11 protein-coding genes and 1 pseudogene are annotated in these 13,324 nt (G+C 47.7%); 10 read left to right on the top strand and 2 right to left on the bottom strand.

The genetic code is table 11. From position 1 onward, the window contains the following. Positions 1-253 (top strand): annotated as a pseudogene (locus tag ABDW72_RS16805) (SDR family NAD-dependent epimerase/dehydratase); the annotation flags it as partial. A 54-nt stretch (positions 254-307) separates the two neighbouring features. Here ABDW72_RS16805 and ABDW72_RS16810 read toward each other — a convergent pair. After that, a complete protein-coding gene (locus ABDW72_RS16810; RefSeq protein WP_347159762.1) occupies positions 308-1,570 on the bottom strand; it encodes a polysialyltransferase family glycosyltransferase in 1,263 nt (420 codons plus the stop codon). A gap of 62 nt (positions 1,571-1,632) precedes the next feature. Between ABDW72_RS16810 and ABDW72_RS16815 the strand changes: the two genes are divergently transcribed. The 3 genes from ABDW72_RS16815 to ABDW72_RS16825 are packed head-to-tail and all read left to right on the top strand — an operon-like array spanning position 1,633 to position 5,157. Continuing rightward, positions 1,633-2,886: a glycosyltransferase family 4 protein gene (locus tag ABDW72_RS16815; RefSeq protein ID WP_347159763.1), complete on the top strand. Its 1,254-nt coding sequence runs from the start codon at positions 1,633-1,635 to the stop codon at positions 2,884-2,886. Continuing rightward, positions 2,867-4,099, top strand: coding sequence for a glycosyltransferase (locus ABDW72_RS16820; RefSeq protein ID WP_347159764.1), 1,233 nt, complete (start codon positions 2,867-2,869; stop codon positions 4,097-4,099). The genes ABDW72_RS16815 and ABDW72_RS16820 overlap by 20 nt, the downstream gene beginning before the upstream one ends. Further along, a complete protein-coding gene (locus ABDW72_RS16825; protein ID WP_347159765.1) occupies positions 4,096-5,157 on the top strand; it encodes a glycosyltransferase family 4 protein in 1,062 nt (353 codons plus the stop codon). The genes ABDW72_RS16820 and ABDW72_RS16825 overlap by 4 nt, the downstream gene beginning before the upstream one ends. Here the strand turns inward: ABDW72_RS16825 and ABDW72_RS16830 are convergent. Next, positions 5,150-6,394, bottom strand: coding sequence for a tetratricopeptide repeat protein (locus ABDW72_RS16830; RefSeq protein WP_347159766.1), 1,245 nt, complete (start codon positions 6,392-6,394; stop codon positions 5,150-5,152). The two genes, ABDW72_RS16825 and ABDW72_RS16830, sit on opposite strands and share 8 nt — an antisense overlap. 110 nt (positions 6,395-6,504) lie before the next feature. On the opposite strand from ABDW72_RS16830, the gene ABDW72_RS16835 reads away from it, so the two are divergent. From ABDW72_RS16835 to ABDW72_RS16860, 6 genes are all read left to right on the top strand, one after another. Then, a complete protein-coding gene (locus tag ABDW72_RS16835; protein ID WP_347159767.1) occupies positions 6,505-7,419 on the top strand; it encodes a M20/M25/M40 family metallo-hydrolase in 915 nt (304 codons plus the stop codon). A 347-nt stretch (positions 7,420-7,766) separates the two neighbouring features. Continuing rightward, the gene (locus ABDW72_RS16840; RefSeq protein ID WP_347159768.1) at positions 7,767-10,043 is read left to right on the top strand and encodes a sodium-translocating pyrophosphatase; all 2,277 of its coding nucleotides are present in this window, start codon (positions 7,767-7,769) and stop codon (positions 10,041-10,043) included. A gap of 94 nt (positions 10,044-10,137) precedes the next feature. Next, entirely contained in the window at positions 10,138-10,680 is a 543-nt protein-coding gene (gene hpt, locus ABDW72_RS16845; protein ID WP_347159769.1) for a hypoxanthine phosphoribosyltransferase, read from the top strand. Positions 10,681-10,797: 117 nt separating this feature from the next. Further along, positions 10,798-11,391, top strand: a complete 594-nt coding sequence (locus tag ABDW72_RS16850; RefSeq protein WP_347159770.1) for an adenylate kinase — start codon at positions 10,798-10,800, stop codon at positions 11,389-11,391. Positions 11,392-11,419: 28 nt separating this feature from the next. After that, positions 11,420-12,412: a GTPase ObgE gene (gene obgE, locus ABDW72_RS16855; protein ID WP_347159771.1), complete on the top strand. Its 993-nt coding sequence runs from the start codon at positions 11,420-11,422 to the stop codon at positions 12,410-12,412. 347 nt (positions 12,413-12,759) lie between these two features. Then, the gene (locus ABDW72_RS16860; RefSeq protein WP_347159772.1) at positions 12,760-13,323 is read left to right on the top strand and encodes a nucleotide exchange factor GrpE; all 564 of its coding nucleotides are present in this window, start codon (positions 12,760-12,762) and stop codon (positions 13,321-13,323) included. Position 13,324: the final 1 nt, after the last annotated feature.

Genomic DNA, 13,324 nt, shown 5'->3' on the forward strand with positions numbered 1-13,324 from the left:
GGTAAATGTGGGCAATCCTTCTGAGATCACCATCAGAGAGTTTGCCGAAGAGATATGTAAGCTGACAGGTGTAGAGTTGAAAATTGAATACCAGCCGCTGCCGAAAGATGATCCGCAGAAGCGCCAGCCGGATATCTCAAAAGCCAATGAACTTCTGGGGTGGGAACCCAAAGTAGACCGAGCCGAAGGCCTACAAAGGACGCTGGAATATTTTAAAGAGAAAGTACAAACGCCTGCTAAAAAGCAAGCATAGTTTGCAACTATAAAACAAGGAGGCTGCTGTAAATGCTACAGCAGCCTCCTTGTTTTATAGTTCATCCCTTAACAAAACATCACGAAGTCGTTCGCCGCTCTTCCCATCAAATTTATACATCCACTCTTCTGTAAACTTCGCTTTATTCGGCAGTTGTTGCTGGTGCAATTGTTCAATGTTAGGCAGAATATGGTGGAGTTCCTCTAAGTCATAGATTGGATGTGCTACACCGGCATCGACAAAGGATTTGGAAACATCAAGTCTCCCCGCAGGATGATTTTCTAAGGTGATAACCGTTGTGTGCTTAAAGGAGGTAAATGGCATTAAGTATGTAGAGTAGAAACCCAATAGAATAGGTATTTCTGGAGTTAAATCATATAATTGTTTATCATCGATGAGGCAGCACAGTTGTAACTGCTCTGCCCGTTGCCATACTTTTAAATCTTGCTTTGGATGTGGCTTAATGTATAGTTTATAGTTGTGTTGTTTAAAAATCTTTGTAATGGTATCAACAAAAGTAGCTTTGTAAGCTTTATCCCATTGAAGCAGGCCATGCTCAGCAAGGGGTTGATCAATAAGCAGCACTGCTCTGGATAGTTGGGAGGCAGGCTTAAGAGTTGCTAAATGATCGAAGTATGGAATGCCGGTAAAGTACACTTTCAAATCTGGAGGGAGGGTTTCATTTCTTTGGTGAACTTCAAACACTTTCGGACTAAAAGAAATGTGTGCTCCTGCTTGTCTTTTAGCAGAATTTATTTTCCTTACTGTGGTAGCAAAAGAGTAGGCTCGCCTTATTTTTATAAAGAGTTTAGCAAAGGCAGCATCTTCAGGAGATAATTTTTTTATACTGTTTAAAAGGAAAAGCCTGGTCTGAATTCTGCTTTTTAGACTCACCACATTATTAAATAGTTCGTGAAACTTTTTCCCATAGCTACTATCTGGAGAGGGACTAATTGCTGGATCGGAACCTAACACGTAATCAGCCCTTAAGCCATGTTCTACCTGAAATGTCGGAATCTTTCTTGCCTTGCAGGCGAGATTTAGTACAATATGATTGTAAGAGTCGAGGTATTGAAAAGTAAGTTTATCGGGCTGTATTGTATCCAGCAGAGCATCAACATCTTTATAATCCTTCCAGAAAATAGCTGTTCCATACTTTAGGTAAGAATGATTGTAGATTGATGTTCTGGAGGTGTGTTCCAGAAAGAATATTTCAAAGTACGGGCAACAATCTTTGTATAAATGGACAAAGTCATGGCGATTATAGTCACAAATAAGAAGGAGCCTTTGCTTTCTTAATCTATCAGTATCTGGCATCTTAATTATAATAAATGAATAGGGTGCTGTAAGTACAAAGCTTAATTCTGCTATCTTGTAAAATGGAAAAAAAGAGTTATGGAGAAGCTTCTTGCAGGATTGCAGTTGTAATACCAGCTATTATGCGGGATGGCATCTCGAAACAAGTCTTATGCCAGATAAAGGGCTTGATGGAGGCTCGCATTAAAGTTAAGTTGATCGTAATATCAGATTGTAATCACGAGGTGCTTGCAGAGCTTTGTCCAGGTTTTAGCACAGAAGATATGCTTCTGTTAAACCAGCCTGTATCATACTTGTCTAGGCGTGCATTGCTTACTTCGCTTTCTGTAGTACTCACGGTTTCTAAGTTCCTTAAAAGATACAATATTACTACGGTGCTTGCACATGCACCGTACGCGCATTTTATAATGCGTATGGTAAAACTAGAGGCAGTATCCTTGTCTTCTTTTAATTTCAAGCTTATTCAATATTTTCATATTACACAATATAAAGAATACCCACTGAATTCTTTGCAAAGAGTAGCTATAAACACGATAAATCAAGTACTGGCAAAAAGGTATGATGATGCGCATGTTTCTGTATCGAATGCCGTCATGAATGATATAGAATTGAACTTGATCAGGCATAAAAATCATAGAGTTATATATAATGCCTTACCTGCTGCTAATTGTGAGCAGCCAGCAAAGACGAATGAAGCAGGAAGCAGAAGCAGTTTCAATATTTTGTTACCAGGCAGGCTAGAGGTGACCAAAGGCCATTTTCTTTTTCTTGAGGCCCTTAAAATCTTAGTGCAGCAGCAGCATATCGCTACGGAAAGTCTGCACCTGAATATAGTAGGGGAAGGAAGTGAAAAGATTAATATCTTACGGCAGATAACTGACAGTAACCTGCATAGCTATGTAACAGTTTCAGATGCGGTAGCTAACTTAGCTTTAATGCGGTATATGGGCGAAGCGGACTTAGTTGTTGTCCCATCCCTACATGAAGGGCTACCGCTAGTAATACTTGAGGCACTTCAAATGGGCAGCTTAATATTAGCATCTGATATTGATCCTATAAAGGAAGTAATAACAGATATGGAAACAGGCATACTGTTTAGGGCAGGCAATGTGGAAGATTGTTTGCAGAAGTTATTATACTTATATCAGAATAGAGCCTCTGTAGCCGTCAATCGGGCTAAAGTAGATAATCGCTTGCTGGTAAAATTCTCGTTTCAGCAACATATAAAGCAGTTGCTTCAAATTATCCGGGAGTTCTCAGGGCATACTTGCGTCATCGAAGCCCAATTGAATCCAAATGATTGTGAGGCTGATTAATATGAGAGAAAAAAGTATCCTTTTTATTTGTTACTGGGGAATAAATGATCCACTGACCCGCTCAGTCGTATTACCACACATAAAAATTTTATTACAAATAAAAAGTATAGCTAAAGTTGTTCTGGTTACGATTGAAAGAGATCAGCACAGAGGCAGGCTGCCACAGAACCTTATTCAGGAACAAAACCTATTACATCACCCCGTATATAGCTACAACTTATCTCATTCTTTTTTCAATAAAATATTAGATTTCATCCTATTTCCTAAAGAGATCAAGAGGCTCATAAAGCAGGAGAAAATTGATTATCTAGTGGCAAGTGGGGCAATGGCGGGCGCTTTAGCTAATAAGGTGGCCAAATCACTGCACATCCCCTTTTATATTGTTTTTGAACCACACGCACAAAACATGCTGGAGGCAGGAGAATGGAGCAAGTATGGCATAAAGTACATAATCCAGCGAAAATGGGAGAAAGAGCAACATGAAAAGGCTGCAGGATTAATCTTGGTGTCAAAAGCATTTAAAAATGAAATAGCTTCGCTCAGACCTAAAATAGCTGTTCAACATTTTGGTAATTTTGTTAGCCTTGCTAAATTTCAATTTTCGTTACAGCACCGGGATCATATAAGAGAGCAGCTAAATGGCAGAGGTGCTACAATTGGCATTTACGTTGGCAAATATGGTGGCTTATACTATACGGAAGAGGCTTTTGCCATTTACAAAAGATGCTTCAGCCTTATACCTGATTTCAGGCTGATCATACTTTCTCCGCAAGAGCAGAGAAAGATACAGCAGCAATTACAACGGCAGCAAATCGACACATCAAAGGTGTTTGTTGCTGCCGTGCCTCATGAAGAAGTGCCGCAATACCTTTCTGCTGCTGACTTTGGTTTCGCTACCTATAAGCCGGGGCCTTCCAAAAAGTATTTGTCCCCCGTTAAAATAGGGGAGTACTGGGCTAATGGCTTGCCGGTGCTGCTGACGGAAGGGGTGGGTGACGACAGTGATATCATTCAGAATGAAGGTGGAGGAGCTACGTTTAACTTGCAGCAGGAGGGAAGTGTAGATAAGGCAATTGGTAAAATACTGCAGATCATACAAAATCCAAACCACAGGCAGGAGATTCCCGAACTGGCAAAGAAGTACAGATCGCCGGAGCGGGTGCGGGAAGCATATGAGTATTTTTTCGGGCAGCAGGGGGAGGACAAAGGGTGAAGGTGCTTTTTGTAGTGCCTTATCCGGAGGGGCAGGCCGCCTCACAGCGGTTCCGGGTAGAGCAGTGGCTGCCGGAGCTTGAAAAGCAGGGAATCACCTACAAACTGGCACCTTTCTGGAGCCAGCGTGCCTGGGCTATCCTTTACCAGCGCGGCCATACCTGGCAAAAAGCCGCCGGACTAGCTGTTGGTTTTCTGAAGCGCCTTGGGCTATTATACCAGCTACCTTTCTACGATTTTGTATTCCTCCACCGCGAAGCAACACCTTTAGGGCCGCCGTGGTTTGAATGGTTCGCAATACACATCTTTCGCAAGCGGATTATCTTTGATTTTGATGATGCCATTTGGCTGCCCAACACCACTGATGATAACAAGGCCGTAGCGAAGTATAAACTTCCACAGAAAACAGCAGCTATTTGCAGTTGGAGCTATAAAGTAAGTTGCGGCAACCATTTTCTGCAGGATTTCGCCAGTAAGTATAACACGGCTGCCGTATACCTGCCTACCTGCCTCAACACGCAAGCCCTTTCTCTCAAACCAAAACAACGAACAGCACGGCTAACAATTGGTTGGACAGGTTCGCACTCTACCTTGCCCTACTTAAAATTGATTGAACCTGTGCTGCAGCAATTGGAGCAGCACTACGACTTTGACTTCTTAGTGATAGCGGATAAAGAGCCGGCTCTCCAGTTGCGCTCATTAGAGTTTATATCCTGGCGCAAGCAAACTGAACTGGAAGATCTGCAGCGGATAAACATCGGAGTGATGCCTTTACCAGATACAGAGTGGGCGAAGGGTAAATGTGCGTTTAAAGCACTGCAGTACATGGCTTTGGGTATCCCGGCGGTTGTATCGGCGGTAGGCGCTAACTTGGCAGCAGTGCCCGACGGCAAAGCCGGCTATACTTGCACAACATCGGAGGAGTGGTACGCCCGGTTAGAACAGCTACTACAGCAGCCTGCATTACGGCAGCAGTTCGGGCGGCAGGGACAGCTACAGGTAGAGAAGCATTATTCAGTGCAGGCACAGCTACACTCGTTTCTGCAGCTGTTTACTTAACTTTTTTATTTTCTTTCAGAAAGGTGCGTGCTTCTTTAAAAGTAGCAGATTTTTTGTCCTTTGCGCTGGCGTTAATCACGATCGTGTAATACCGCTTGGCCAGCGACAAGTCGTTCTGCTGTTTGGCAATACGCGCCAGGTTCAGGTAGGAGTTGATGAAATAGCCGGAATCACGCTCATTCGTCATCTCGGCATACATAATAGAATTTTGGTAGTACTGCTTGGCCTTGTTCAGGTCGCTATACTTGTTTTGGTTAATGTAAGCCAGAATATAAGACGCATAACGCCCGCTGATCGCTTCATAACCCGGCATGTTCTGCTCCAGTTTGCTAAGGATATCCAGCGATACACGCTCGGCCGCCGTAAAATGGCCTTGAACAAACAATAACCGGGCATAAAACCGCTCGAAATAAGCATTGTCAGGATACTTCAGCGCCAGCGACTGCGACACTTTAAGCGCCTCCTCCGTGTTACTTTCTTCGTTGGCATAAATCTTCATCAGAAAGAACTTGGCCTCTGTACCCGTATAAAAGCCGCTGTTAGCTACATACCGCAGTTGCTTCAGGCCCAGCCGCTTGTCGCCGTCGGGAAAAAAGAGAAGTACCGGCCGCAGCATCGGATAGTTCTCATGTATCCAGATAGAATAGTAGTTGAAGAGAGCTTCACCAAACAGGAATTCAGGGCTCAGGCCATTGCCGGCTTTGGCTTTTTCCATAAAGTCCAGCGCATGTTTGCTGGCCACAGTTGCTTTGCGCCAGTTGCTGCGCTCCGAGTGCAGGCGTCCTTCAAAGCCATAAGCTGCGGCCAGAAAGAAAGCTGCTTCTACGTTATGCTCGTTTGCATCGTACATCTTCTCAGCCTTCTGAATGGTGGTGTCCATGTAAGCAAAGAACAGATCGTCATACTTCAGCGTCTGGATGTTAGTCGGTATGATCTTCCACCACTGGCTGAGGCCCATCAGAAAGTAAGGCAGCGGATGATCAGGGTAACGGCGGCGCAACGATTTGAACTGCTTTTCGGCACGCTCATACTTAAAGTTGTACATATTGTCCACGGCGCCTTCCAACTCATACTGGATGTCCTTGTTGAGCAGCAGCATGCCCCTGATCTTCGCCGCTTCCGGCACCACCTCAATCGACTCCATGGTGATGTTGCGCATGGCTGTGGTGTCGGATTGTTGCGCCACGGCCAGGGCAGGTAGTACAAAGGAGAAGATGATGAATAATAACTTCTTCATGCAAAATAAGACTATTCGGTGCTTTCAGGTGCTGCAGACGTTGCCTCGTCCGGAAGTACTAAAAGTACAACAATATTATTAATTTTGAATTCCCTAAAAAAGAAATACCTATGAACCTTCTTAAGAAACTTTGCCGGATACACGCCCCTTCAGGCAACGAAAAAAGCCTTTCAGATTTCCTGCTAAACTATATTCAGGAGCAGAAAGTTCATTGGAAAACCGAGCCGAAGGTGCTAAGCGGAGAACAATTTCAGGACTGTATCCTGCTGGTGTTCGGTAAGCCAAGAAGTGCAATTTTTGCCCACATGGATTCCATTGGTTTTACGGTGCGTTATGGCAACGAACTGGTGAAGATCGGCGGGCCTGACCTGGAGACAGGCTATACCTTGGTAGGGCAGGATGCGCAGGGCGAGATCGAATGCACCTTAGATTACAACGAAGCAGCCCATGCACTAACGTACCAGTATGAACGTGAGATTGCACGCGGCACGGAGCTGGTTTTTAAGTGCGATTTCCGGGAGACGGAAACGACAGTGCAGTCCTGCTACCTGGATAACCGGCTGGGTGTTTGGAGTGCCCTGCAGGTAGCCGAAACCCTGGAGCATGGCATTATTGCTTTTAGCTGCTGGGAAGAACATGGCGGTGGCTCTGTCGCTTACCTGGCCCGCTACATCTATGAAAACTATGGCGTAAAGCAGGGGCTAATCTCAGACATTACGTGGGTTACGGAAGGCGTGCAACCAGGGCATGGGGTGGTGATCTCGCTGAGGGATAGCCTGATACCGCGCCGCGCTTATGTGCAGCGCATCATTGCTATAGCAGCAGGGGCAGGCATTCCGTTCCAACTGGAGGTGGAAGGGTCGGGTGGCAGCGATGCCAAGGAATTACAGCATAGTGCCTACCCCTGGGACTGGTGCTTTGTAGGAGCGCCCGAAGATAATGTACATACGCCAAACGAGATCGTGCACAAAAAAGACATAGAGAGCATGGTGGCCCTGTACCGGGTGCTGATGGAGAAATTGTAACGGAGCTACAAGAAGATTGGAAATAGCAGATTATTAGTACAGGCAGGGCCGGATTTGTAGCAGTATAGCGGACCTATACTTGCAGTGCCCGGAATAGCGGTTTACTAAGTATAAAGTATACTAGAGCAGCAGCGGCTGGCCGAAAGGCCGGCCGCTTTGGCTTTGTAGCACAGCGTTTTCAGGGAAGCTGACAGCTAGCTAGATTATCAATGTTGTAACTTTGTAAAAGCATTTCTTTTACGGCATCAGGTGTGGATAAGCTTTGGCGGCTTGCTCTTGCAAAAGTCAATAGAATACTCTTTCTTTAATAACTATATACTTGTGTGTTTAACCCTTAAACTGACTGAATGGAACCTATCCTTTACGCTATCCCGGCCTTTGGCGTGGCAGCCCTGCTTTATACCTGGGTTCGCGCTGCCTGGGTAAGAAAGCAGCCCGCCGGCAATGAGCTGATGAGTAGTATTGCCCAATACATTGCAGATGGTGCGATGGCTTTCCTCAAAGCCGAGTACAAAGTACTGGCCATCTATGCTGCTATTGCGTCGTTGTTTTTATTTTATCTGGGCTATACCGGCGAAAAATCAAGCCCTGTTATTGTTGTTGCGTTTTTAATAGGTGCCTTCTTCTCTGTGCTGGCAGGCTTTATTGGTATGCGCATCGCCACCAAGGCGAACGTCCGCACTGCTGAGGCTGCCCGCACCAGCCTTGCCCGTGCGCTAAAAGTGTCTTTTGCGGGTGGGTCCGTAATGGGGATGGGCGTGGCTGGTCTGGCAGTGCTGGGGCTGGGGTCGCTGTTCATCGTGTTCTACTACTATTTTGTGCAGCGCACAGGAGCTGATGTGAACGGGGTAGAGATGGAGCGCGCATTGGAAGTACTCACCGGATTCTCGCTGGGAGCTGAAAGTATAGCTCTTTTTGCACGTGTAGGCGGTGGTATTTATACCAAAGCAGCGGATGTTGGCGCTGACCTGGTTGGTAAAGTAGAGGCTGGCATTCCGGAAGATGACCCCCGCAACCCTGCCACCATTGCCGACAATGTAGGCGACAACGTAGGCGACGTAGCCGGCATGGGTGCTGACCTCTTTGGCTCTTATGTGGCAACGATCCTGGCAACCATGGTATTGGGTCGCGAAGTGATAGTGCAAGATAATTATGGCGGTATTTCACCGGTTATACTTCCGATGATGATCGCGGGCCTGGGCATTATCTTTTCATTGATCGGGATGTTGTTTGTGCGCGTGAGTGAAGGAGGAAACGTGCAGGCTGCCCTCAACCGTGGCAACTGGATCTCGGTTATTCTCACCGCTGTTGCCGCTTACTTTGTTATTCACTGGCTGCTGCCAGATAACCTGACCCTGCGCAACTTTGACTTTACAGCCAATGGCGTTTTCCTGGCAGTGCTGGTAGGGCTTGTCGTAGGTGCGCTGATGAGTATCATTACAGAGTACTACACGGCCATGGGTAAGGGACCTGTCAACTCCATTGTGCAGCAGTCCTCTACAGGGCATGCGACGAACATTATTGCCGGTCTGGCGGTGGGCATGCATTCTACTGTGCTGCCTATTATTGTGCTGGCAGCAGGTATCGTACTTTCGTACGCCTCCGCAGGTCTTTACGGGGTGGCTATCGCCGCTGCCGGTATGATGGCCACCACAGCCATGCAGCTGGCCATTGACGCGTTCGGCCCGATTGCGGACAATGCCGGTGGTATTGCCGAAATGAGCGAGCTGCCTAAAGAAGTACGGGAGCGTACCGATGTTCTGGATGCTGTAGGAAACACGACTGCCGCTACGGGCAAAGGCTTTGCCATTGCTTCTGCCGCACTAACGTCACTGGCTCTCTTCGCAGCATTCGTCGGTATTGCCGGCATTCCAAGTATAGATTTATACAAAGCGCCCGTACTGGCTGGTCTGTTTATCGGAGCCATGATTCCGTTCATCTTCTCGGCGCTGGCGATTGCCGCAGTTGGCCGGGCAGCCATGGCCATGGTACACGAAGTGCGCCGCCAGTTCCGCGAAATTCCAGGTATAATGGAGGGAACAGGCAAGCCGGAGTATGAGAAATGCGTGGCCATCTCCACTAAAGCGGCAATCCGCGAAATGCTGCTGCCAGGCGCTATTGCGCTTATCGTGCCGCTCATCATCGGTTTCGGTCTCAAAGGCGTGTTCCCGGATACTTCTTCTGCCGAGGTGCTGGGCGGTACACTGGCCGGCGTAACGGTGTCTGGCGTGCTGATGGCAATGTTCCAGTCCAACGCTGGCGGTGCCTGGGATAACGCGAAGAAGTCGTTTGAGAAAGGAGTGCTGATTAATGGCGTGATGGAGTATAAAGGCTCTGAACCGCACAAAGCCTCCGTAACCGGTGATACTGTAGGTGATCCTTTCAAAGATACCTCAGGCCCAAGTATGAACATCCTCATTAAGCTCATGTCCATTGTGTCGCTGGTGATTGCGCCGCATATCGCGCTCAACCGTGAACCGGCCATTCCGGAAGCACCGATCAAGATCAACAGAGAGCTGAAAGAAATTAACCTGGATGCTACGAAAGGAGCTCCCGGCACAGCCAAAGCGGCGGTAACGCCTCAGAATACTGTCGCTGTAGCTGCTGCTACAGCAGGTAAATAACTTTTTATACCGTATACTTTGATAAGCCCAGCCATTGCGTTGGGCTTATTTTTTAATTTATACTTACCTTTGTCTAGGTACCAACAAGCAACTTATGGATCCCCGTACGATTACACTACACGACTGCAGCTTTAGCACTTATATCAGCGAAGAAGAGATTATAGCACGCGTTGTGATGCTGGCCGAACAGTTAGATAAAGATTATGCTGAGAAAAAGCCGCTTTTTCTAGCCGTGCTCAATGGCTCCTTTATGTTCGCAGCCGACCTGCTGAAACGTGTTTCCATCCCTTGCGAGGTATCCTTTATCCGCCTGTCTTCTTACCAGGACATGCAGAGCACAGGCAAAGTGAAAGAAATTCTGGGCCTGAGCGAAGACGTAAAAGGGCGGCATGTGGTGGTGTTGGAAGATATCGTAGATACCGGCCATACTGTGCATGGCCTGCTGAAACAACTACAGGAACGTGGGCCGGCCTCGGTAGAGGTAGCCACCCTGTTGCTTAAACCCGAGTGCCTGCAGCACCCGCTGGATGTGAAGTATGTGGCCAAAACCATTCCGAATGACTTTGTGGTAGGCTATGGCCTGGACTACAACAACCTGGGCCGTAACCTGCGCGATATTTACAAAATCGTGTCGTAACCAGATTAGTACACACGCGTTAGCAGGTCTTTGGGCAGCCGCATTGCGGCAAGCGCCTGAAATGCAGAAAGCACATTGAATTTATACATACATTTGCCTTTTATTTAGCTATTAGATATGCTTAACATCGTTTTGTTCGGCCCTCCAGGAGCCGGTAAAGGAACTCAGAGCCAAAAGCTGATCGACAAGTACAACCTCATCCACCTGTCTACTGGCGATTTGCTTCGCTCCGAGATTGCGGCTGGCACCAGACTGGGCCTGGAAGCGAAAAAACTTATGGACAGCGGCCTGCTGGTACCCGACGAAGTGGTGATCGGTATGATCGAAAACAAAGTAAAGGAGCATCCGGAGGCAGCAGGCTTTATTTTCGACGGCTTTCCGCGCACCGTACCGCAGGCGCAGGGCCTCGATAAACTGTTGCAGGAGCATGGCACCGAAATATCCTGTATGATTGCGCTGGGGGTAGATGATGAAGAACTGACGAAGCGCCTGCTGCTGCGTGGCCAGACTTCCGGCCGCCCTGACGATCAGAACGAAACGCTTATCCGCAAGCGCGTGCTGGAGTATAATACCAAAACTGCCCCTGTGGCTGACTATTATGCCGGGCAGGGAAAATTCTGCGCGGTAGATGGCATCGGCGAGATAGAGGGTATATTCAAACAACTTTGCCAGCAGATCGACTCCCTGAAAGAAAAGCAGGCAGGGAAATAGCTATACAAGCACCTAAGAACCACATAATTTGGCTTCATCCAACTTCATTGATTACGTAAAAATTTGCTCCCGCTCCGGCCACGGAGGCGCTGGCTCAGCGCACCTGCACCGCGACAAACTTACAGCCAAAGGCGGTCCTGATGGCGGCGATGGCGGCCGTGGCGGCCACATCATACTGCGTGGCAACTCCCAACTGTGGACGCTGCTGCACCTGCAGTACCGCAAGCACGTAATTGCCGAGAACGGCCACAACGGTGGCCCTAACCATTCATTCGGAGCACAGGGAAAAGACGATGTGCTGGAAGTGCCCCTTGGCACCATTGCCCGAAATGCCGACACCGGCGAGGTAATGTGTGAAGTGGTAGAAGATGGTCAGGAGATTATTCTGACGCCAGGTGGCCGTGGCGGTCTAGGAAATGCCCATTTTAAATCGCCTACCAACCAAACACCGCGCCATGCGCAGCCCGGCGAACCCGGAATAGAGGAATGGGTGATTTTGGAGTTGAAGTTGCTGGCCGATGTAGGCCTGGTAGGCTTCCCGAACGCCGGTAAATCTACATTGCTTTCAGTGGTATCGGCGGCAAAGCCCAAGATTGCCAACTACGCGTTTACCACCCTGGCACCAAACCTGGGCGTGGTAGCTTACCGTGATTATAAGTCATTTGTGATGGCCGATATTCCCGGCATTATCGAAGGCGCATCGGAGGGCAAAGGTCTGGGCTTACGCTTTCTGCGGCATATTGAGCGGAACTCCATGCTGCTGTTTATGGTTTCCTGTGAGAGTGCCGACATTGCCGAAGAGTACAAGGTGCTGTTGAACGAGCTGCAGACCTTTAACCCGGAACTGCTGGATAAAAAACGCATCCTGGCCATCACCAAATCTGATATGCTGGACGAGGAACTGGAAGAGGAAATGCGAAGAACGCTGCCCGACGGATTGCCTGCTATTTTTATATCCAGCATGACTGGCAAAAATATTACGCCGCTGAAAGATATGATCTGGAACGCGCTTAACAGCTAAACATGATTTTGCAAGTATAAAAGTACCGATCGGTAGAAGCTGCAAAGTTGTCTACCGATTTTTTTATACGGCTTGGCAGCCATATAAAAGTATAAGTGGCTAGGATTGGGAATACAGGTGAGTTTCCACAAGTATAAATACAAGTATAAAATAGCTGCGGAGTGCTCTTAAAACGCCTGCGCGAGGGGGCGGTTTCGGAAGCAGGGGTTAGGATTGACAGGCGGCACAATGATCATTGATTGCTGCTCTTTCTAAAACTAAACGAGTGTCAGAATGTCACGAAGGCAGGTTTGGCAAGTTAATTGACAAAACAACGTAGACTTATAAATCTAAAAATTTAGGGCATTATGTCAGATAAAGATATTCAGAAAGAACAGGAGCAGGCTGAGCAGCAAAGCAATGCTGCCAATATGGAAGCGAACAGCGACGGACAGGAAGAAAACCAGGAGGAAGAAGCGGGAGCAACCAAACAGGACGGTGCTGAACTCGCAGAGATGAAGGACAAGTATATCCGCCTGATGGCTGAATTTGAGAACTTCCGCCGCCGAACTGCCAAGGAGCGTATCGATCTGTCTAAAACGGCTACGCAGGACCTGATGGGGAGCCTGTTGCCAGTGCTGGATGACATGGAGCGCGCGCGCCAGTCCATTGAAACAGCGAAAGACTCTACAGCGGTGCTGGAGGGGCTGGAGCTGGTGTTCCACAAACTGAAAAATGTAACGCAGCAAAAAGGCCTGAAGCCGATCGAGATTAACGTGGGCGACGACTTCGACAGCGACCTGCATGAGGCAGTGACACAAGTGCCTGCCCCATCTGAGGAGCTGAAAGGCAAAATTATAGATGTAATTGAGAAAGGCTATACCTTGAACGACAAGGTTATCCGTTTCGCAAAAGTTATTATAGGAGCGTAAG

This window comes from Pontibacter chitinilyticus (assembly GCF_039748935.1).
In the GTDB taxonomy this organism is placed as follows: Bacteria; Bacteroidota; Bacteroidia; order Cytophagales; family Hymenobacteraceae; genus Pontibacter; species Pontibacter chitinilyticus.

Coding starts and splice junctions, on each gene's coding strand:
- ABDW72_RS16810 (WP_347159762.1), bottom strand. CDS start 1,570: ATGCCAGATACTGATAGATTAAGAAAGCAAAGGCTCCTTCTTATTTGT.
- ABDW72_RS16815 (WP_347159763.1), top strand. CDS start 1,633: ATGGAAAAAAAGAGTTATGGAGAAGCTTCTTGCAGGATTGCAGTTGTA.
- ABDW72_RS16820 (WP_347159764.1), top strand. CDS start 2,867: ATGATTGTGAGGCTGATTAATATGAGAGAAAAAAGTATCCTTTTTATT.
- ABDW72_RS16830 (WP_347159766.1), bottom strand. CDS start 6,394: ATGAAGAAGTTATTATTCATCATCTTCTCCTTTGTACTACCTGCCCTG.
- ABDW72_RS16835 (WP_347159767.1), top strand. CDS start 6,505: ATGAACCTTCTTAAGAAACTTTGCCGGATACACGCCCCTTCAGGCAAC.
- ABDW72_RS16840 (WP_347159768.1), top strand. CDS start 7,767: ATGGAACCTATCCTTTACGCTATCCCGGCCTTTGGCGTGGCAGCCCTG.
- hpt (WP_347159769.1), top strand. CDS start 10,138: ATGGATCCCCGTACGATTACACTACACGACTGCAGCTTTAGCACTTAT.
- ABDW72_RS16850 (WP_347159770.1), top strand. CDS start 10,798: ATGCTTAACATCGTTTTGTTCGGCCCTCCAGGAGCCGGTAAAGGAACT.
- ABDW72_RS16860 (WP_347159772.1), top strand. CDS start 12,760: ATGTCAGATAAAGATATTCAGAAAGAACAGGAGCAGGCTGAGCAGCAA.